Origin of the sequence: Rothia sp. HMSC072B04 (genome assembly GCF_001813725.1) — a bacterium.
GTDB lineage: Bacteria > Actinomycetota > Actinomycetes > Actinomycetales > Micrococcaceae > Rothia > Rothia mucilaginosa.
Genome location: NZ_KV813797.1, coordinates 65,439 through 85,384, shown reverse-complemented (window position 1 = coordinate 85,384; position 19,946 = coordinate 65,439). Strand labels below are relative to the sequence as shown.

General features: G+C 61.1%; 14 protein-coding genes. 2 read left to right on the top strand and 12 right to left on the bottom strand.

Annotation, left to right across the window (positions count from 1 at the left end; genetic code table 11):
- Positions 1–13: 13 nt before the first annotated feature.
- Positions 14–1,528, bottom strand: a complete 1,515-nt coding sequence (gene miaB / locus HMPREF2928_RS03240; RefSeq protein ID WP_005507114.1) for a tRNA (N6-isopentenyl adenosine(37)-C2)-methylthiotransferase MiaB — start codon at positions 1,526–1,528, stop codon at positions 14–16.
- A 35-nt stretch (positions 1,529–1,563) separates the two neighbouring features.
- On the opposite strand from miaB, the gene HMPREF2928_RS03235 reads away from it, so the two are divergent.
- Complete coding sequence (locus HMPREF2928_RS03235; protein ID WP_070629132.1) at positions 1,564–2,946, top strand: hemin ABC transporter substrate-binding protein; 1,383 nt, start codon at positions 1,564–1,566, stop codon at positions 2,944–2,946.
- A gap of 175 nt (positions 2,947–3,121) precedes the next feature.
- Here the strand turns inward: HMPREF2928_RS03235 and HMPREF2928_RS03230 are convergent, their stop codons facing one another.
- The 11 genes from HMPREF2928_RS03230 to dapB form a co-directional block, all read right to left on the bottom strand.
- On the bottom strand, positions 3,122–5,071 hold the full coding sequence (locus HMPREF2928_RS03230; protein ID WP_246823548.1) for a regulatory protein RecX: 1,950 nt from the start codon (positions 5,069–5,071) through the stop codon (positions 3,122–3,124).
- A 229-nt stretch (positions 5,072–5,300) separates the two neighbouring features.
- Positions 5,301–6,404, bottom strand: a complete 1,104-nt coding sequence (recA, locus tag HMPREF2928_RS03225) for a recombinase RecA (RefSeq protein ID WP_070687354.1) — start codon at positions 6,402–6,404, stop codon at positions 5,301–5,303.
- Positions 6,405–6,793: 389 nt separating this feature from the next.
- Positions 6,794–7,015, bottom strand: a complete 222-nt coding sequence (locus HMPREF2928_RS03220) for a DUF3046 domain-containing protein (protein WP_005507110.1) — start codon at positions 7,013–7,015, stop codon at positions 6,794–6,796.
- A gap of 172 nt (positions 7,016–7,187) precedes the next feature.
- Positions 7,188–7,595, bottom strand: coding sequence for a helix-turn-helix domain-containing protein (locus HMPREF2928_RS03215; protein ID WP_005507109.1), 408 nt, complete (start codon positions 7,593–7,595; stop codon positions 7,188–7,190).
- Positions 7,596–7,878: 283 nt separating this feature from the next.
- On the bottom strand, positions 7,879–8,469 hold the full coding sequence (locus HMPREF2928_RS03210; protein WP_070629130.1) for a CinA family protein: 591 nt from the start codon (positions 8,467–8,469) through the stop codon (positions 7,879–7,881).
- A 100-nt stretch (positions 8,470–8,569) separates the two neighbouring features.
- Positions 8,570–9,217: a CDP-diacylglycerol--glycerol-3-phosphate 3-phosphatidyltransferase gene (gene pgsA, locus HMPREF2928_RS03205; RefSeq protein WP_049345100.1), complete on the bottom strand. Its 648-nt coding sequence runs from the start codon at positions 9,215–9,217 to the stop codon at positions 8,570–8,572.
- A 200-nt stretch (positions 9,218–9,417) separates the two neighbouring features.
- Positions 9,418–12,615, bottom strand: coding sequence for an FtsK/SpoIIIE family DNA translocase (locus HMPREF2928_RS03200; protein ID WP_070687353.1), 3,198 nt, complete (start codon positions 12,613–12,615; stop codon positions 9,418–9,420).
- A 256-nt stretch (positions 12,616–12,871) separates the two neighbouring features.
- Positions 12,872–14,587, bottom strand: a complete 1,716-nt coding sequence (locus HMPREF2928_RS03195) for a ribonuclease J (RefSeq protein ID WP_070687352.1) — start codon at positions 14,585–14,587, stop codon at positions 12,872–12,874.
- A 388-nt stretch (positions 14,588–14,975) separates the two neighbouring features.
- On the bottom strand, positions 14,976–15,911 hold the full coding sequence (gene dapA, locus HMPREF2928_RS03190; protein ID WP_049351803.1) for a 4-hydroxy-tetrahydrodipicolinate synthase: 936 nt from the start codon (positions 15,909–15,911) through the stop codon (positions 14,976–14,978).
- Positions 15,912–16,104: 193 nt separating this feature from the next.
- Positions 16,105–16,767, bottom strand: coding sequence for a tetratricopeptide repeat protein (locus tag HMPREF2928_RS03185; protein WP_070687351.1), 663 nt, complete (start codon positions 16,765–16,767; stop codon positions 16,105–16,107).
- 9 nt (positions 16,768–16,776) lie between these two features.
- Positions 16,777–17,547 carry a 4-hydroxy-tetrahydrodipicolinate reductase gene (dapB, locus tag HMPREF2928_RS03180; RefSeq protein ID WP_070687350.1) on the bottom strand — a complete coding sequence of 257 codons (771 nt, stop codon included), beginning with the start codon at positions 17,545–17,547 and terminating at the stop codon, positions 16,777–16,779.
- Positions 17,548–17,800: 253 nt separating this feature from the next.
- Between dapB and HMPREF2928_RS03175 the strand changes: the two genes are divergently transcribed.
- Positions 17,801–19,747, top strand: coding sequence for an acyltransferase family protein (locus tag HMPREF2928_RS03175; protein WP_070687349.1), 1,947 nt, complete (start codon positions 17,801–17,803; stop codon positions 19,745–19,747).
- Positions 19,748–19,946 lie beyond the last annotated feature (199 nt).

The window sequence follows — 19,946 nt, the reverse complement described above, 5'->3', positions numbered from 1 at the left end:
TTCGATATAGGTTTTAGGGGCGCAGACCGATGGTCGGCATGCCCAGACCCACCGGCGCACCGGGCACCTGGGTGGTGCCGGTACCGCAAGAGTCAGCCTGGGAGCGGTCCCACGCGTCACCGGCACGGGTGCGGCGCAGCTGATACTGCTCGGCGGTCGGGTCAGAAATCAGGTGGAAGGAACCAGCCTCGGTAATCGGCACGGTGACCATGTCGCCGGGGCGGGGAGTCTCGCAACCCTCGGGCACAGAGAAGTGCACGAGGCGCTGGTCCGGGCCACGACCGGAGAGGCGGTGAGTCTGGTCAGCCTTACGACCTGCCTCCGCAACGACCATCAGCTCAACGGTCTTACCGAGCTGCTTGCGGTTCTCTTCACCGGCGATGCGGTCCTGCAGGGCAATCAGACGCTCGTAGCGTTCCTGCACGACCTCCTTCGGGATCTGGTTCTCCATGGTCGCCGCCGGGGTGCCGGGGCGAATCGAGTACTGGAAGGTGAACGCGGAGGAGAAACGAGCCTGCTCCACAACCTTCAGGGTGTCCTGGAAGTCCTCTTCAGTCTCGCCGGGGAAGCCCACAATGATATCGGTGGTAATCACGGCGTTCGGGATGCGCTCGCGCACCTTGTCCAGAATGTTCAGGAACTTTTTGGAACGGTAGGAGCGGCGCATGTCCTTGAGCACCTTGTCGGAGCCGGACTGCAGCGGCATGTGCAGCACGGGCATGACGTTCGGGGTCTCCGCCATCGCGTCAATCACGTCGTCGGTGAACATTGCCGGGTGCGGGGAGGTGAAGCGTACACGCTCCAGGCCCTCAATCTCACCGCAGGCACGCAGCAGCTTGGAGAACGCCTGGCGGTCGCCGAACTCCACACCGTAGGAGTTCACGTTCTGGCCGAGCAGGGTCACCTCAATAGCGCCATCATCGACCAGCGCCTGAACCTCAGCGAGAATGTCGCCGGGGCGGCGGTCCTTCTCCTTACCGCGCAGAGACGGCACGATGCAGAAGGTGCAGGTGTTGTTACAGCCAACCGAGATGGACACCCAGCCGGAGTACACGTGGTCGCGCTTAGTGGGCAGGGTGGAGGGGAAAACTTCGAGGGATTCAAGCAGTTCTGCCTGCGCCTCGTGGTTGTGGCGGGCACGCTCCAGCAGGGTGGGGAGGGCACCAATGTTGTGGGTGCCGAACACGACGTCCACCCAGGGCGCCTTCTCAATGATGGCGTCCTGGTCCTTCTGCGCCAGGCAGCCGCCCACAGCGATCTGCATGCCCTTGTGGGCGCGCTTGACCGGCGCCAGCTGACCGAGGTTGCCGTACAGGCGGTTGGAAGCGTTTTCGCGGACCGCGCAGGTGTTGAAAACCACCAGGTCGGGCTGGGTGCCTTCCTCAGCGCGAACGTAGCCGTTAGCCTCCAGCAGGCCGGACATTCGTTCGGAGTCGTGCACGTTCATCTGGCAGCCGAAAGTGCGCACTTCGTAGGTGCGGGGGCTGGTTTCGGGGGTCTGGGCGGAATCGCTGAGGGTCGAAGTCATGCCCTATAGGGTATCCGATGGGGGATAATGGCTCTATGCAGGTTTCCCTTAGTAGCAACTTTCCGGCTCTGTCACCGAACGATTCTTCCGCCCCCACCCCTGACGGGGAGCTTCTGAACACCCTCATTGAGGAGGCGATTGCCGCCTACTCCCCCGTGCCGCCTCAGGCGAGCGCTGATTCTGCCTCGATGCGTCAGACCCTGATGCAGCTGCTCAGCTGGGCGTATTCTTTGGAGCAGGTGGCTGGCCGCGCGGTGGAGCGTGTGCAGATTCTGGGCACCGGCATGCGTTCCGTTGTGGTGCGTGTAGCGTATGAGCCTGCCGCCGAGTCTGCGCAGTCTTTCGAGTCTACACAGTCTTTGCCGACCTCGATTATTGTGAAGCGTTATCGCCGTAAGGATTCGACGGTGAACGCCGGCGGTTTCGGGTACCTGCGTGAGCGCTACGGTTTGGAGGCGCTGAACCGGCAGGTTCCGGGTCTGTTCCCGCAGCTCTATGGCGCGGACGCTGAGCTGCGCGTGCTGGCGCTGGAAGATGTGAGCGCCGGAACCGTTGAGGGCGAGCAGTATTCGGTCGCCCACGCCCTACTGGAGGGCACCGAACAGCAGGCGCTGGACGCGCTGAACTACTACATTGAGGCGTACCGTTCCCTTGCCGCCAGCGGCATTATGGGTGAGGCGGTGGAGGATTACCGCCTGAACCTGGCGCGTGCCGACCGCAAGGCACAGTTCCCGGGCGCTATTGCCTCGCCGGGTTTGGCCGAGCGCGGTTTGAAGAAGCTGTACGGTGTGGCTGACGAGGCGCGCACCCCCGAGCACGATGCTGACAGCCCGGCTTCCAGCTCTGCCGCGCATGAGGACGCGCCCGTTCTTCCCGCCGCCGTTGAGGAGCTATCTTTCCGTTTCCGCCGCGTTCTGCAGCCTTTCTTTACCAAGCGCCCGCCGGTACCTGAGCAGTTCAAGCTCAACCGCGGCAGGGTATATATGCTCTCTTCGGGTGATTTTTCGCCACAGAACGTGCTGATCGGTTCGGCGGACGGCGCGCAGGTGCGCATGGTCGATGCGGAGGGTACCTGCCTGCACCACCGCGGCTTCCCCTTCGTTGAGGCGATGCTGGGCTTCCCCTCCTCGCCGGAGTACCCGCGCTACCGGGTGGAGCGCAAGAAGGCGCTGCCTGCGCTGTACTCTGCCCTCTTTGAGGACGCCCCGCTGGATGAGCACCTGGCGGAGGATTTGGCGGTGTGCACGGCGGTAACCGTGTGTGCCCTGCTGGAGCTGTACTCTTCTTCGGCGCGTTCCGATCTGTTGCCTCGTATTCGCCGTGAAGGTGCGCAACTGATGCGCCTGCTGCTTGAGATTGCCGGTTCTCAGGATGCAACCCTCGCCGAGTTCGCGAACCGTCTGGGAGCCGCTGAATAAGCAGCAGAGTAAACAGCGGATATAGCCTCCGACAAGGCTTTTTATAAAGATCAAAAACATAAGGGTGAGCCCGCCACAGAGTATGTCTGTAGCGGGCTCACCCTTTATTGTGCCTATTTTTACGGTCACCCCAGCATGGGTCTATCCGTGCGTGCGGACCGTCTTTATTCACCCTCTACCAGAGCTCGTCCTCCGCACCGTAGGCGGCAAGTTCTTCACGAATCACCGACATCGACACCGAGGAGGAGTACCCGCGGCGAGCCAGCATCCCCAGCAGTCGGCGGGTCACCCTATCCTTTTCAGCGCGGTCACTCAAATCCATGCCGGGGCGCAGCTTCTTACGCACCAGCTCGGCGGCGTCCTCACGTTCCTGCTCGTCGGTGCGCTGAGCCAGCGCGCTCTCCGCCTCTTCACCACGCACCCCGCGTTCAGCGAGCTCACGGCGTAGCGCGGCGCGGGAGAGCTTCTTGGTGCGGCTCTTCTGCGTCACAAAGCTTTGGGCGTATTCGGCATCGTCAATGAGTTTTGCAGCCTCGAACTTATCGAGCAGCGGCTCAATGAGCTCCGCGTCGAATCCTTCTGCCTGGAGCTTCTTACGCAGCTGACCTCGGGTTTTTGCCGAGTACGCCAGCTGGTTGTACACGATGGTTTTAGCGCGCGTGTAGGGGTCTGTTTCTTCCGCGGCTCGGGCGGCACGTACCTTCTGCTTCCAGGAGGTCACAGCGCCTTCCGCCTGTGAGGAAGCGCTTCCCTTCTGAAAACCGCGTGTCGGAGAACCGCCCTTTGGGGATCCAGCCGAAGCGGCACGGCGCTTTCCGGTACCGTCGCCCTGCGCCTCCTCCTCGGCAATACCGCGAATGAGTGCTTCTTCGGCGGGGGTGAGTTCTTCGTTCAAGCTACTTCCCTCCCTAAATAGGTTGCTCCCCGAGCCGCGGCCCGCAGGACTCTTGCGGGTTTCCTCGTCGTCACTTCGAGCCCCGAAGGCGGGCGCGTAGGGCGAACGGCTCCGCATTTTCTCTTGCTGCGCCGCACTCATGCGGCGGAACCCACGCTTGTAGTCGGTGTTCTTGGAGGCACGCGAAGACTTGCGTTTCTTCTGCTTAGCCCGCTGAGCGGCTTGCCTCTCGATCTCTTCCTTCTCTTCGGCAGTGAGCCCCGATCCGATGGAGGCGGCACCCGCTCGACTCATACGGCCAGCCGCCATAGGGCGCGGCTCGGCACCGCCGGGGGTGAAGGCACGAATGGGCGCTTCGTCAATGGAGACGGCGGGCAGGTTCGGGTCAACGAGCAGGCTGCGGCGCGGCGATTCGCCGCCTTCCTCAGAACTGCCATCTTCAAAGTTGGCGGGCACAGCCTGCAGGGGCAGCTCGGGTACGCGGAACTCCCCGGCGTAGTCGCCGCCGTTATCGCGGGCGATGCTTTCTTCAACAAAGCCGTGCGCGGCGGGGTGCCAGTCCGGGAACTCCTCAGCGGATACCGAATCCGCGGCCCTGTTCCGCACCCACTTTTTGGGTGCGTTTTCTGTGGCCGCTGACTTCTTCTTAGGCGCTGGCTTCTTCTTATGTGCGAGCTTTTCAGCCTGCCGCGCTTTCGGCTTGGGTTTCTGGGGTGCGGTTTCTTGGCCCCCACGCTGCTCCGCTATCGCTTCTGCGGGTGCCGCTTCGTCCGAGGGTACCCAATATTCCCCTGCATAATATTCCCCTGCGTACTCTGTTTCAGGGTACAAAGGCTCTGCCAGATACGGAGGTTCATCCTCGTAGGGAGGTTCGCCCTCATAGGGAGGCTCATCAGGGTATGGGGGTTCATCAGGGTATGGGGGCTCATCCTCATACGGGGGCTCTTCAACAGAAGGAGGTGCAACAGCGGCAGGCACCTCCCAGCTGAGGGTGGGCTCAGCCAGGGGCGCGGGTGCCTCAAAATTGAGGGCCTCGAAGCCGTCTACCTCAACCGGCGGGGCAACAGGCTCAAAGGAAACAAAGTTACCAAGCGCTGAGGAACCGAAGTGCGGTTCGGTCGCCTCCAGCGCCGCAAAACCGGCGTCGCCGTCACGCGCGCTGTTTTGCTCACGCTCTTCATGACCGTTCTGTTCCGTCATGCGCTGTTCCATCATGCACTGCTCCGTCATGTTCAGTTCCTCCTCTCCCCTGTGTTGGCGCTCGCTTGATGACCCGTGCGCCCGGCTATACAGCGCTCCCCCATTGTAACGAGGCGTTGTCCCGGCGCCCCCTGATACTCCCCTTAATGCGCACCCGTTAACGTGTTTCTTCCGTTAACGACAGATTGCCGTGCACCGTGCGGAATGCACAGCACACGGCAATCAGTCGTGGCGTTAGCAAGAAGCTACGCGAGCCGGTTTAGAACTCCTCAGCCAGCTCGTCCAGCGGGTCGTTACCCTCGGACTCAGCAGCTGCCTGCTCGTCAGCTTCTTCCTCAATGATGCCCAGCTTCACCAGAACCTTGTACTGCAGTTCTTCGATGAGCTCGGGGTTGTCCTTGAGCAGCTTACGAACGTTCTCGCGGCCCTGGCCCAGCTGCTCACCGTCGTAGGTGAACCATGCGCCGGACTTCTTGACGATGTCGTTCTCCACCGCCAGGTCCAGGATGCCGCCCTCAACGGAGATGCCCTCACCGTAGAGGATGTCGAACTCAGCCTGCTTGAAGGGCGGAGCCATCTTGTTCTTCACGATCTTGGCGCGGGTGCGGTTACCGATCGGGTTAGCGCCGTCCTTGAGGGTCTCAATGCGGCGGATGTCGATACGAACCGAAGCGTAGAACTTCAGCGCCTTACCACCGGTGGTGGTTTCGGGAGAGCCGAAGAAGACACCAATCTTCTCACGCAGCTGGTTGATGAAGATTGCGGTGGTGCCGGTTGCGGAGAGGCGGCCGGTAATCTTACGCAGAGCCTGGCTCATGAGGCGAGCCTGCAGACCCACGTGGGAGTCACCCATGTCGCCTTCAATTTCGGCGCGGGGTACCAGTGCGGCAACGGAGTCGACGACCACGATATCAACGGCGCCGGAACCAACCAGCATGTCCATGATTTCCAGCGCCTGCTCACCGGTGTCGGGCTGAGAGACCAGCAGCTGGTCGATGTCCACGCCCAGCTTAGCCGCGTAGATCGGGTCCAGTGCGTGCTCGGCGTCGATAAACGCTGCCACGCCGCCTGCCTTCTGGACGTTCGCTACAGCGTGCAGTGCAACGGTGGTCTTACCGGAGGACTCGGGGCCATAAATCTCGATGACGCGGCCGCGGGGCAGACCGCCAATACCCAGAGCGGCATCCAGAGCGATAGCGCCGGTGGAGATAACCTCGGTCTTGGTGATTTCCTTATCGCCCAGGCGCATGACTGCACCCTTGCCGTAGTTCTTGTCGATCTGTGCCATCACGGCTTCAAGTGCCTTGGCGCGACCCTCTTCGGGAACGCGAGCTACGCTCTGAGACTTGGTGTTCTTAGCCACGGTAGTACCTCGTTCTTTGTGTTGTCAGTGGTTGACGGGAGTAATGTTTCTTCGGAATCGGTGGGACTCGTGATCGAGACCTTGAAGGTTTTGGCCTACCGGTTCCTTCTGAGACTACTCTAGGGTCACAGCCTGACAGGATAAGGCCATTTTTTAAAATCTGTGGAAAACTTTGAAGATTTTCCGAAAAATTCCTGATGTGGAAAAGTCTAGCACGAGTCGAACAAAATTACGACCCTGTTTCGAATAAATCGGATAGGGTTTCGGCATATATTTTCGAAAAACCCCGGATTATCGGCTAATTATTCGAAAATACCTCCCGCGCAGGCGCTAGCACTCGAACAAACGGCAGGCCCCGCCCCTACGCGAGAAAGCGCCAGACTTACCGACTAGCGCAACGGCTCCTTATCGGGTCCCAGGCGGCGCTCCTGCGGAATCTCCTGCTCCTCACAGATCGCAAGCCACACATCCTTCGGGTTAACGCCCTGGTCCAGCGCCTCCGCAGCGGTCACATGACCCAACGAGCCCAGCACCAAATCACGCGCCAGCACCGGAGCATACCCGGCACCGAACTCATACTCCATGCACGCCCAAAATTCGCTCAGCTTCACAAGCACTCCTTACGCTTCACCGCTAGTTCGCTTCATAATTCGTCACATCGCCCACATCTCGCCCGAGAGTACCCCCCCCCAGAATAAACCCGAGAATAAGCGATGCCGCACACCCACCTTACGGGGATGCACGGCATCGCTTCACGTTTAGCGCGGCATGTGCCGCTTCTCGTTACTTCGAGAGAATGTAGTAATCGCTCTTGTACTGCTCAGACATTTCAGCCGGAACAGTATCCGGAATCTGAACGCCCTCGAGAACCGCCATACGGTCGGCGACCTCACGCAGCATCTGGGACATCGGAATGTCCAGAGCCTGGCAAATCCACGCCAGCAGTTCGGAGGATGCTTCCTTCTGACCGCGCTCAACTTCGCTCAGGTAACCGAGGGAAACACGGGCACGCTGGGAAACCTCGCGCAGGGTGCGGCCCTGACGCTGGCGAACATCGCGAAGAACCTCACCGATTGCCTGTCGCAGGGGAACAACCTTAGCTTCCTCAACGACCGGGGCGACCTGTCGGGGGGTCTCCTCGATTTCCTTCCACTTAGTAATGCCATTAATCGATACGCGCTGCTTAGCCATGAGCTTCTATATCACTTTCCTGAGTAGGTATTCCCGACCTGCGGGACTGTACAGAGTTAAGCCTAACTGATTTTTGGAGCGTGAGCTAGGGGCCCCGCCATTTTCGTCCTCTTCTTATGGCTTGTATCTATTCAAACAGGCGAACCTATGCCTTTATTCCTGCGGAGCTGAAAGAACCCTGTGAATATATTTGAACCGTAAATTTTTTTAGGTAGGCGCCGCACCGACGACGACACAGCCGTTCCAGGCACCGCACAGCCCAGCCCAGCCCAGCCCTAGCACGCTACGCCAGCTCGTCCTTCAGAACCCCACCGGCGCCGCCGCGCACCGCACGCGCCAGCAAAGCAATCGCATCCGCGCTCGCCGCCGCACGAATCTGCGCCCGATCTCCCGAATAGTGGCGCTCAAACACCTCAGAACCGCCAGGGGAACACACGCCGATATAGACCGTACCCACCGGCTGGCCATCCGCAGGATCAGGACCGGCAACACCCGTGGTAGACACCGCATAATCGGCACCGCACACACGCGCCGCACCGACCGCCATCTGCACCGCCACCGCAGGATGCACCGCACCCTCACGCGCCAGCAGCTGAGCGTCCACGCCCAGCACCTGAGCCTTCACCTCGTAGGCATAGGAAATCACGCCGCCGCGGTAATACGCGGATGCGCCCGGCACCGTACAAATCGCGCCGCCCACATCCCCGCCGGTCAGCGACTCAGCTGTAGCCACCAGCACCGGGCCCTCCTGGGCGGCGCGCAACTGCACCGCATCACGTAGCAACAGCGCCGCCGCCTCCGGGGTACCGGAGAAAACCTCAGCGGAGGAAAGCTCAAGGGACAGAGCATCTTCAAGTACGAGGGGAACCATTATTCTCTCCTTTCAGCGGCGAACCGCCGCTCAAAACCTCACGCGGCACACAACGCACCGCAGGTACAGCGAAGGGGAGCAGCACACGCCACTCCCCTCGCCTCTAATGACCGCCGCCCTGGGAGGCCTGAGCCTGCAACCAGTTACGACGCAAAATATACGCATCACGCACATACACCAGGCCGGTCCACACGGTAATCGCGGTGACCGCGCCCATCAGAACCCAACCAGGAATCAGCCAGCCAAGACCCAGCTGGCCCAGCGGCAGAAGCATCAGCACCAGCGCCACCGTCTGCAGAACGGTCTTAATCTTGCCGCCCTTACTAGCGGCCATCACACCGTACTTAATGACGAACAGACGCATGATCGTAATGCCCCACTCGCGCAGCAGAATCACAATCGTGACCCACCACCACAGCTCGCCCAGCGCCGACAGCACAATGAACGCCGCGCCAGTGAGGAACTTATCGGCAATCGGGTCAGCAATCTTACCGAAGCTCGTAATCAGGTTACGCGAGCGCGCCAGGTAGCCATCCGCCCAGTCCGTGAGCATAGCAAGAATAAAAATAATCCACGCCAGCCAGCGGTGCGTCGGATCAGCGGCACCAAAAGTACCGCCCGCAACCAGGGCAACAATGAAGAAAGGAACCGCAATAATACGCAGAACCGTCAACACATTCGGCACATTCCAGTTCGAAGGCTTCGCTGTGCTGACCGCACCGGCGGGTGCGGAATTGCGAGCTTCACTCATAACGGCTCCTTACGGGTAGATGGCTTTCGACGGTGAGAGACTGCGTACGCACCGACACCTAAACGTATCGGGGATACGCAAACACCCCGTACCGTCCATTATACGTGTGCCGTAGCAGACATCACAGGGATGATACGGGGTGCATGTCGCACGCTCACTCAGCTGAGTGGACTCAGCCGAATGGATAGGGCGCTGAGGGGCTAGCGGCCGGTCAGCTGCCAGGCGTCCTCCGAGCCCTCATCATCGGGCTCATCGAAATAGTCGGTGACCGGCTCGCCCGGGTCCACGGCATTCGCGTAAGGGTCAGCAGCCGGAGGCTCCTCACCGCGAATACGCGCCAGGGTCGCCTGCAAGTCATCCGGGCGGATGAGCACCTCACGTGCCTTCGAGCCCTCCGAGGGGCCCACCACGCCCTGCGACTCCAGCAGGTCCATGATGCGGCCAGCCTTCGCGAAGCCCATGCGTAGCTTACGCTGCAGCATCGAGGTCGAACCGAACTGGGTCGTAATCACAATCTCCGCCGCCTGCAGCAGATCGTCGAGGTCATCGCCGATTTCCTCATCAATCTGTTTCTTCGCGGCAGAGACCATCACGTCCTCACGGTAGATGGTCGGCGCCTGCTTCTTCACGTGCTCAACCACGGCGTGAATCTCAGACTCAGACACCCACGCACCCTGAACACGCATCGGCTTCGAAGCACCCATCGGCAGGAAGAGCGCATCACCCTGACCGATCAGCTTCTCCGCGCCGGGCTGATCCAGCACCACGCGAGAGTCAGTGACCGAGGAGGTCGCAAACGCCATACGAGACGGAACGTTCGCCTTAATCAGACCGGTCACCACATCCACCGACGGACGCTGGGTCGCCAGCACCAGGTGAATACCCGCCGCACGCGCCAGCTGCGTAATACGAACAATCGCCTCTTCCACGTCACGCGGGGCGACCATCATCAGGTCGGCGAGCTCGTCAACAATCACCAGCAGGTACGGGTACTCGTGCACCGTGCGCTTGCTACCGGGATCGGGCTGAACTTTACCCTCACGCACCGCCTTGTTGAAGTCGTCCACGTGCTTGTAGCCGTAGTGGGCGAGGTCGTCGTAGCGGGCATCCATCTCACGAACCACCCACTGAAGAGCCTCAGCAGCCTTCTTCGGGTTCGTAATGATGGGCGTAATCAGGTGCGGAATACCCTCATAGGCAGTCAGCTCCACACGCTTCGGGTCAACCATCACCAGGCGCACTTGGTCCGGGGTTGCACGCATCAGAATCGAGGTAATCATCGAGTTCACGAACGAGGACTTACCGGCACCGGTCGCACCGGCGACCAGCATATGCGGCATCTTCGCGAGGTTCGCCAGCACGAAGCCGCCCTCAACGTCCTTACCCACACCCATGACCATCGGGTGCTGGTTCGCGTGAGCCTGCGGGGAACGCAACACGTCGCCCAGGGCCACGGTCTCGCGGTCCGTATTCGGAATCTCAATACCGATTGCGGACTTACCCGGAATCGGGGACAGAATACGAACATCCGGGCTCGCCACAGCGTACGCAATGTTCTTGCTCAGCGCGGTCACGCGCTCCACCTTCGTGGCGGGACCCAGCTCAATCTCGTAGCGGGTCACGGTCGGGCCGCGCGAGAAGCCGGTGACCTGCGCATCCACCTTGAACTGCTCCAGCACGTTCGTCAAAGCTTCAACCACGTGCTCGTTGACTTCGGAGGATTCCTTAGCGGGCGGGCCAGAAACCAGCATCTCCTCAGAAGGCAGCACGTACGCGCCGCGGGAGGACTGCACAACCTGCTCGCCGCGCGCCCGCTCGGTGGTCGCCACCTGAGTATTGTTCTGCAGCGGGCGGGATGCGCCAGCCTCGGGCGCTCGCGAAGCCGCGGGAGCCGCGTTCTTCGGGTGAGCACCCGGCGAGTGCATGCGGGTCGGAATCGGAGGCTGAGCCGCGGGTGCGGCAGGAGCCTGGGACGCGGAAGCCGAGGCGGCAGACTGCGCAGGGTTCACCACCTGGTGCGGCTTAGTCTGCGGTGCAGCTTCCTCAGAAGCGCCGAAGCCGTCATATGCCTCAACATCAAAGAGAGGCTCCTCGCCAGGAATACGGTTCACGCGGCCGTTCGCCACAGCGGCGCGCTGCACCTGATCCAGGCGGGCTGCGGGCGCATCCGACGCCTCAACGTCGAAGAGGTCAGGGCTGCTCGAATAAGCGCCGTTCTGTGCAGAGGTACCCTGGGCTGACGCACCCTGCGCGGCCGGTGCCTGATTGAGGCGACCGGGCAGACGGGACAGACGGTTCGGCTTAGCCGCCGGGCGCGTCTGCTGAGCGGATGCCCGCGCAGAATCCTGTGCGGAGTCCTCCGGCTGTACCGGCATCTGCGTGGTCTCCGGGTGAGTCTCATCCACCACGGCGCTCACGAATGCTTCATCACCGGCGTACTCGTCCAGGGAAGAATCGGTCGACGTAGCGGGAGCAATGCCCAACCAGCCGCGCAGACGAGCGAACAGGCCGCCAGACTTCTGAGGCGTGCGTGCCGGCTTCTCATCGTCACCGTACAGGTAGCTGCGGTCATGCTCCTCAGCGTTCAGGTCCACGGTCTGAGTCGCATCCGAAGGGCTGTCCTTAACGGAGGTTCGAGTCGTGCCGTTCGGCTTCTCACCCAGAGCCAGACCGACCAGGTGCAAAGTACGCGGCACCACCTGACGAATCGGGGTATTCGTCAGAACCATCAGACCGGCAATACCCAGTAGCAGGTGAATCAGAATCTCAACGAACGCAATACCGCCGCTCACACGCACAATGGGGGTGCCCAGCAGCACGCCAGCCACACCACCACCAGCCCAGACGGCGTCAAAACCATCCGCGAAGGTCGGGTGACCCGCATGGCGAGCAAAGAACAAGGAGGTCGCCACCAGAATGATGAAGGAGCCCAACGCCACGCGGTTATTACGTTTAATCAGGTCGGGCCCACGGAAAACACACCACGCCATGATGAGGCTAAGCACCGGAATCAGCAGGGCGCCCTGACCGAAAATACCGCCGAGCATGGTGTGCCAGGCGTCCAGGGGCGCACGCAACAAACCGAGGGAGGTGTGGGCACGCCAGTTGTACCACTCCACTCCGGCGCTAATCAGGCCGAACAGCAGGATGGTGAGCGCGCCGCCGTCACGGCGGTCTTCGGACGCAAGGTCGGTGCGCACCGCGCCAATGGAGCGGAAGAGCCCACCGATAGCGTGAGCGATGCTCAGCCAGACGGAGGAGATAGCGCCCGCTACAGGGTTCGCCGCGTTGGCACCGCGCTGGGCACCGCCTCGGGAGGTGGTGCGCTTGCGGGTGGTCTTCTTAGTGTTTGCTTTAGTAGAGGTCGTGTTACGACCCTTCGTGGTCCGTGGAGCCATACCTTTTAGGGTATCAACCTTCCCGTTAATGTACCGATTCTTTCGTTATCAGTGAGCTAAAAAGTGTGCCCCGCTCTGTGTCTGTGAGGGCGTTGATAGGGCGCTGATGAGGCGCTTCTCCCCTACCGCGTTCGCATTCGCGCAGCTTTCGCCCAGCTTTCGCGCAGACGTTCGGCAGATACACAGCAGGCGGGGCCGACACAACGGATCGACCCCGCCTTTTCGCTATGACAGGCAGCTAGCCTCGCGCAGAGTATTAGTTCTTCGCGGCCTTTGAGGAGTTCTCAACAACCACGGGAACAATCATGGGCTTGCGGCGCAGACGGCGAGAAATCCAGGCACCGATGGTGCGGCGCACAATCTGCTGCAGCTGCTGCACGGTGTGCACCTTCTCGGGTGCGCGGTGCAGAGCATCCTCCAGGGCGGCGGTAATCTTCGGAACAATCTCGTCAAATACCGCGTCGTCCTCCGCGATACCGCGAGCGTGAATATCCGGGCCGGTCACCACGCGCTTGGTTGCGCGGTCAATGACGGTCACGATGGACACGAAGCCCTCTTCACCCAGGATACGGCGGTCCTTCAGATCGCTCTCGGTGACCTCACCGACGGAGCGGCCGTCAACGTACAGGTACTCGCAGGGAACCTCGCCCACCACGGACGCCACGCCATCGCGCAGGTCCACGACGGTGCCGGACTCGCAGAGCAGCACGTTCTTCTTCGGAACGCCGGTCTCCATCGCCAGGTCACCGCTAGCAATCAGGTGGCGAACCTCACCGTGAACCGGCATAACGTTCTTCGGCTTGAGGATGTTGTAGCAGTACAGCAGCTCACCCGCGGCAGCGTGACCGGAAACGTGAACCTTCGCGTTGCCCTTGTGCACCACGTTAGCGCCCAGCTTCATGAGGGCGTTAATGATGCGGAAGACGCTGGTCTCGTTACCGGGAATCAGCGAGGAGGCGAGCACCACGGTGTCGCCGGGCTCAATCTGAATCTTGTGGTCACCGTTCGCCATGCGCGACAGTGCCGCCATCGGCTCGCCCTGCGAACCGGTGCACATCATCACGATCTGGTCGGGGCGGTAGTCGTCAACCTTCTTCAGGTCCACCAGCACGTTAGCGGGAACCTTCAGGTAGCCCAGCTTCTCAGCAATGGTCATGTTACGCACCATGGAGCGGCCCACGAGCACGACCTTGCGGCCACGCTCAGCGGCTGCGTCCAGCACCTGCTGCACGCGGTGAACGTGCGAGGAGAAGGAAGCCACAATGATGCGGCCGCTTGCGTCACGGAAAACGTTCGACAGCACCGGACCGATGTGCTTCTCGGTCGGGGTGAAGCCGGGAACCTCAGCGTTGGTGGAGTCCGGCAGGAACAGGTCCACGCCCTCCTCGCCCAGGCGAGCAAAGTGGCGCAGGTCGGTCAGGCGACCATCCAGCGGCAGCTGGTCCATCTTGAAGTCACCGGTGTGCAGAACCTTGCCGGCCTTGGTGCGGATGTAGACAGCCAGCGCATCCGGAATCGAGTGGTTCACAGCAACGAACTCGCACTCGAACGGACCGAAACGCTCCACCTGGTGCTCCTTCACCGCGAGGGTGTAGGGCTTGATGCGGTGCTCGGCGAGCTTCGCCTCAACCAGTGCCAGGGTCAGTTCGGAACCGACCAGGGGGATGTCGGGGCGGCGGCGTAGCAGGTAGGGAACCGCGCCGATGTGGTCCTCGTGGCCGTGGGTCAGCACCATGGCAACCACGTCGTCCAGACGGTCGACAATGTAGCTGAAGTCGGGCAGGATCAGATCCACGCCGGGCTGGGACTCTTCGGGGAAGAGCACGCCGCAGTCAACAATCAGCAGCTTGCCGTTAATTTCGTACACGGTCATATTACGACCGACTTCGCCCAGGCCGCCCAGGGGCACCACGCGCAGGGTGTCCTTCTTCAGGCGGGGAGGGAGGGGAAGATTCGCTTCAAAGACGCTCATCGTGTGTCTCCTCTTTCTTCTATGTTTTCTTGTGATGTCTGTGATTCGTAGGCGACGCTTCGTACCGCAAGCGCTCCCGCCGGTTCGGCTCTCATGTGCCGAGGCGGAGGTGCTGCCGGTGCGTCCAAATCACCGAAAGTATTTAAAAGTATTGGGGGCGTACTGCGCGGGTGCCTCTGCCTAAGTTACGTCCCTGTCTGAGTGGGGGCCGAATCATTGGGCGGTAAACCGTGGCAATACGCCAGAGCGGACCCCTCACCTAGTGTTAGGTGTGGAGTCCGCATCCGTTGGCTACAACATGCGCCCCAAAAGTGGGGTGTGACGGTAGCCGAAGTCCTCTATATATACGCGCTCTACACGATAAGTTGTGCAGGTTCTGCGTCAAAGTTTAGGAGTTCTTGAGGGTGTGAGCGATGCTCGAGGAGAGCAGGTCAGCTCGCATAGCCTGAGCAACCTCCGGTTCGGAGAGTACGTGCGGCAAGCGAACGACGGGCTCATCCAGCGCACCCTGCCAGGAGAGAATTTCCTTGGCGGCAACGCAACCGGGGGCACGGCCCATGGTTGCTCGGACAATCGGAGTCAGTTCCAGGTGAAGACGCTGAGCCTCCACCAGGTCCTGTGCAACGACAGCATCAATCAGGGCACGGAAGAGTGCAGGTGCCACGTGTGCGGTCACCGAAACGAGGCCGACGGCACCCATTGCCATCCAGGGAAGGGTCAGTCCGTCATCGCCGCTGTAGTAGTGCAGGTCGGTGGTTGCCATGACCTCGGTTGCGGCACCGAAGTCTGCCTTGGCGTCTTTCACCGCTACAATACTATCAATTTCTGCAAGGCGACGGTAGGTTTCGGGTGCGATGGGGATGCCCGCACGACCCGGAATATCGTACAGCATGACGGGGGTCTCAGTTGCTTGAGCAACGGTCGCAAAATGGGCGTAGACACCCGGCTGAGTCGGCTTGTTGTAGTAGGGGGTCACGACCAGCAGGCCGTCCACACCAATCTTTTCGGCGCGATGCGCCAGCTCAATAGTGTGCGCGGTGTCATTCGAACCAACACCGGCAATAATCTTCGCGCGAGAGCCGACGGTGTCCTTCACAATCTGGAAGACGCGCTCGTTCTCGTCATCGGTCATGGTGGAGTATTCACCGGTGGTACCGCAGACCACCAGGCCGTCGTGGCCGTTCTCCACAAGGTAGTTCGCCAGGTCTGCAACCTGCTTTTCATCAACGGAGCCGTCCTTCGCGAAGGGGGTCACCATTGCGGTCAGGAGGCGACCGAAGACAGGTTCAACAAAAGTACCGGGGTTCGAAAGGTTCTCAGACATATGTCCAGAGTACGCCCGAAATGCAGATTTTTCCGTTAGAACGCATAAGTTTTCATGCGTGTTCTACTATTCGGACTCTTTCAAACCCGCGGTACTTCCACGAGAGCCTATGAAACCGGGCACATAGCCTCGGCGTTATCAGTCTCATACCGAAAATAAATGTGGCATTGACTAGGGATCGCAGGGTCAGAGCCTAACGCATGCCCTTCGCCTGACCGCCCGAACGCAACGCCCACGCGTTACGCATCGCCGCACGGGCACGCTTGCGCTCGCCGCCCGCATCGTACATGCATGCCAGGTTGAACCAAGCCTTCCAGCTATTCGGCTCCTGCTCCACCGCCGCCGCGAAGCTCTCAAACTCCACCGCCGCAGCCTCACGGTCCACACGACCCGCCGGGGTGCGAGGCAGGGTATCCTCCGCAAGCTCACCCGAAGCAGCCAGCTCCTGAGCCATACGCTGAATACGAGCGCCGAAAAGCACCTCACGCACCAGCGCCCACGCGCCCAGAATCGGCAGCAGAATCATACCCGCGCCGAGCACCATGCCAGCCACAGAACCGGAAGTCAGCATCACGAAGCCCTGCTGCGCAATATGCACCAGGTACAGGGTCAGCAGCGCGCAGGTCAGCGCCGCGAAGGTCTTACCGAATCCGCCCGCATCCACCGTCACGAAGACGGCGCTAAAAATCAGCACGCCCAGAATAGATGCACGCGCCGCCAGCGGCAGCGGCAGAATCAGCACGGTCAGAACCATCAGCACGCAGGCGCAGACGGTCCACAGGCGCAGCGACGTCCACCAGGGGCTAGGAGCCTCGGAAGATACCTGCGAGGCGTCGGGTGAAGTTTGTTCAGACATAACGCTCCCCTACGACAAATCCATGTAGGCGTCCAAGCCCACGCTCAAACCGGGATGCGCCGCCACCTCACGCACACCCAACAGCACGCCGGGCATGAAGGAGGTACGGTCAAAAGAATCATGACGAATCACCAGCTGCTGACCGGGGTCACCCAGCAGAATCTCCTGATGCGCCACCATACCACGCAGACGTACTGCATGTACGTGAATATCGTCGACCACGGCACCGCGCGAGCCCAAAGGATCGGAGGTGGTGGCATCCGGGCTTGCCCCCACGCCAGCCTCCGCGCGGGCGGCAGCCACCTTGCGGGCGGTGTGCACAGCGGTACCGGAGGGGGCGTCCACCTTGTTCGGGTGGTGAATCTCAATGATTTCTACCGATTCGAAGTAGCGTGCCGCCTTCGCCGCGAACTCGGTGGCGAGAATCGAACCAATCGCGAAGTTCGGGGCGATGAGCACACCCACCTCGGGGTGCTCGGTCAGCAGTTCGCGCAGGGAGTCCAGGCGCTCGGGGGTCCAACCGGTCGTACCAACCACCGCGTGCATACCGTGCTCCACCGCGAAACGCACATTCGCCTCGCTGGATTCGGGAACTGTCAGGTCAATAACAATCTCTGCGCCGGCATCGACCAGCTCCTGCTGGTCATCGCCACGGCCCAGTGCCGCCACCAGGTCCATGTCTGCGGAGGTGTTGACGGCGCGCACCGCCTCAGAGCCCATGCGGCCTGCGGCACCGAGTACCGCTACCTTCCAGATTTTTTCGTCGCCCTCGTGGGCCATCTTCTCTCCTCCGTAGCTTTTGTGCACCCCGACTATGGGGCAGACGCTGTGACGTACAGCCTCTATTATCCCCCGTGTGGGCGCGGTGCACGCCATCGCACACGCTGGGTGAGATACCCCGCGGAACCTCAGCGGTCTAAAAAGCGAAGTAATCTAACCGTCATACAAGCCGTTTAATACGCTATCTAAAGTTAGCAACCATATAATTAGGAAGTATTTCTATAATTTCCATCCTACGGAGTGCTTTGACAGTATGAAGTCCCTCTTTACCTCCTCCGTGCGTCCAGATGAGGCTAACCGGCGTTATATTCTGCCGGGTCTGGACGGTCTGCGAGCAATCGCCGTGCTCCTCGTGATGGTGTACCATTTCTGGCCCACCGTACTACCCGGCGGCATGATTGGCGTGGATATTTTCTTCGTCATCTCCGGTTTCCTGATTACCTCCCTGCTTCTGCGTGAAGGTGCTCTCACCGGCAAAATTGCCCTGGGCAATTTCTGGATCCGACGTGCCCGCCGTCTGCTTCCCGCCATTACCCTGCTGATTCTGGTCATGGGACCGGTCAGCCTGCTCATTGGCGGCGATATTCAGGTGAACCTGGGCCGTCAGCTCGCTGGTGCGGCGACCTTCTCGTCCAACTGGATTTCTATTTTTGCCGGTAACGACTACTTCACGCAGACCTCCCCGGAGCTCTTCACGAACTTCTGGTCCCTGGCGGTGGAAGAACAGTTCTACGTGGTGTGGCCGCTGCTGATTGTTGCGGCTGGTCTGTTGCTGCGCCGCCGCTGGCGTCGTTTTAGCGTGGTCATGGTGCTGGGTATTATTGCGTCGCTGAGCACCGCCACCGCTCTTCTGATGTCTGGCGCACCCATTAGCCGCGTCTACTACGGTACCGACACGCACCTGTACGGCCTGCTGCTCGGCGCCCTGCTGGCGTTCGCGCGCCCCTGGTCGCTGTACCCGCCGCTGCAGCAGTCCGTGCTGTACCGTGTGGCTCAGCCCTTCGGCCTGGTCGCGTTCGCCCGCGTCATGATTAGCTGGCTGTCCCTGTTCGCGCTGATTCCCTACGCAATTCTGGTTCCCGAGTCGGCACCCGGCGCGATTCCCTGGGGTCTGTTCGGCGCCTCCCTGCTGGCGCTGGGCGTGATTCAGGGTATGCTGCCCGACATGCTCGCTGGTGCCTCCGAGATGCTGCGCCGCCTGCTGAACTTCGCGCCCCTGCGCTGGGTGGGCGAACGTTCCTACGGCCTGTACCTGTGGCACTGGCCGCTCGCCGTGGTCATGCACTACCTGATGGGTGCGGACCGCTCCCCGCTGGTAAATGTGGGCGTTTTGGTGGCGACCTTCGCGATTGCGGAGATGTCGTACCGCTGGGTTGAGACCCCGATTCGCCGCTACGGTTTCCGCGGTAGCGCTAACCGTGTGGTGGCGGCTTTCCAGTCTTCACGCACTAGGCTCCTGCCGGTTTCGGTGGCTCTTGCCGTTGTTGTGGCTGCTGCTTCGACCGGCCTGGCGGTGCACACCGCTCCGGCGATGACTACCGCCCAGCAGTCCGTTGAGGACGGCAAGCGTGCCGCCGCTGAACGCCTGAAGGCTCGTCAGGAGGCGCAGGCTGCGAGCGCATCGGCAAGCCCGAGCGCAACGGGTAAGGACGCGAAGGCATCGGCAAACCCCTCGGCGTCGAAGGATGCAACCGGTTCGGTGAACTCTTCGCAGGTGACCATTGTGGGTGACTCCATTGTGGTGGCGGTATCCCCCGAGCTGTACGACAAGATGCCCGAAGCGTCCATCGATGCGGCTGAGGCACGCACCATCGCCAAGGCACTGCCGATTATTAAGTCCATGGGTGCCAACGGCCAGATTCGTAAGACCTTCGTGCTGTCGGTGACCGCGAACTCGACCATTCTAGACGGTCAGCTCGATGAGGTTCTGGCGGCTATGCCTGCCGATTCTAAGCTGGTGCTGGTCACCGGTTACGGCCCGCGCAACCTGACCTGGATTGACTACTCGAACGGTAAGATTCGTGAGTTTGCGGCTCAGCATTCTGATCGTGTGATTATTGCGGATTGGAACTCTACGATTCGTCAGGCTCTGCAGACTCAGAGCGGTCTGCTGGCCTCTGACGGTGTTCACCCGGAGGCTGCCGGTCAGGAGCTCTACGCCCAGGTGCTGATGGAAGCTATCGCCAAGGCACAGAAGTAGTAGCTCTCCGCAGTAGCTCTCATAGGTAGCTTTTTCGGTTCTGCCGCTCATGCTGAGCGTCAAGAGCATGGGCGGCAGAGCGCCCGGAAGCACTTCTTGGAGGCATCTCTTTGACAGGTGCCGATGCACACAAAATGCCCGTTCCCTCCCCCTCAGATGGGGTGTGGGAACGGGCATTCTATGCCTTATGAACGTTGAG

Bases quoted from the DNA above. Each gene is read 5' to 3' on its own strand.
- miaB (WP_005507114.1), bottom strand. From the start codon at position 1,528: ATGACTTCGACCCTCAGCGATTCCGCCCAGACCCCCGAAACCAGCCCC.
- HMPREF2928_RS03235 (WP_070629132.1), top strand. From the start codon at position 1,564: ATGCAGGTTTCCCTTAGTAGCAACTTTCCGGCTCTGTCACCGAACGAT.
- HMPREF2928_RS03230 (WP_246823548.1), bottom strand. From the start codon at position 5,071: ATGACGGAGCAGTGCATGATGGAACAGCGCATGACGGAACAGAACGGT.
- HMPREF2928_RS03215 (WP_005507109.1), bottom strand. From the start codon at position 7,595: ATGGCTAAGCAGCGCGTATCGATTAATGGCATTACTAAGTGGAAGGAA.
- pgsA (WP_049345100.1), bottom strand. From the start codon at position 9,217: ATGAGTGAAGCTCGCAATTCCGCACCCGCCGGTGCGGTCAGCACAGCG.
- HMPREF2928_RS03200 (WP_070687353.1), bottom strand. From the start codon at position 12,615: ATGGCTCCACGGACCACGAAGGGTCGTAACACGACCTCTACTAAAGCA.
- HMPREF2928_RS03195 (WP_070687352.1), bottom strand. From the start codon at position 14,587: ATGAGCGTCTTTGAAGCGAATCTTCCCCTCCCTCCCCGCCTGAAGAAG.
- dapA (WP_049351803.1), bottom strand. From the start codon at position 15,911: ATGTCTGAGAACCTTTCGAACCCCGGTACTTTTGTTGAACCTGTCTTC.
- HMPREF2928_RS03185 (WP_070687351.1), bottom strand. From the start codon at position 16,767: ATGTCTGAACAAACTTCACCCGACGCCTCGCAGGTATCTTCCGAGGCT.
- dapB (WP_070687350.1), bottom strand. From the start codon at position 17,547: ATGGCCCACGAGGGCGACGAAAAAATCTGGAAGGTAGCGGTACTCGGT.
- HMPREF2928_RS03175 (WP_070687349.1), top strand. From the start codon at position 17,801: ATGAAGTCCCTCTTTACCTCCTCCGTGCGTCCAGATGAGGCTAACCGG.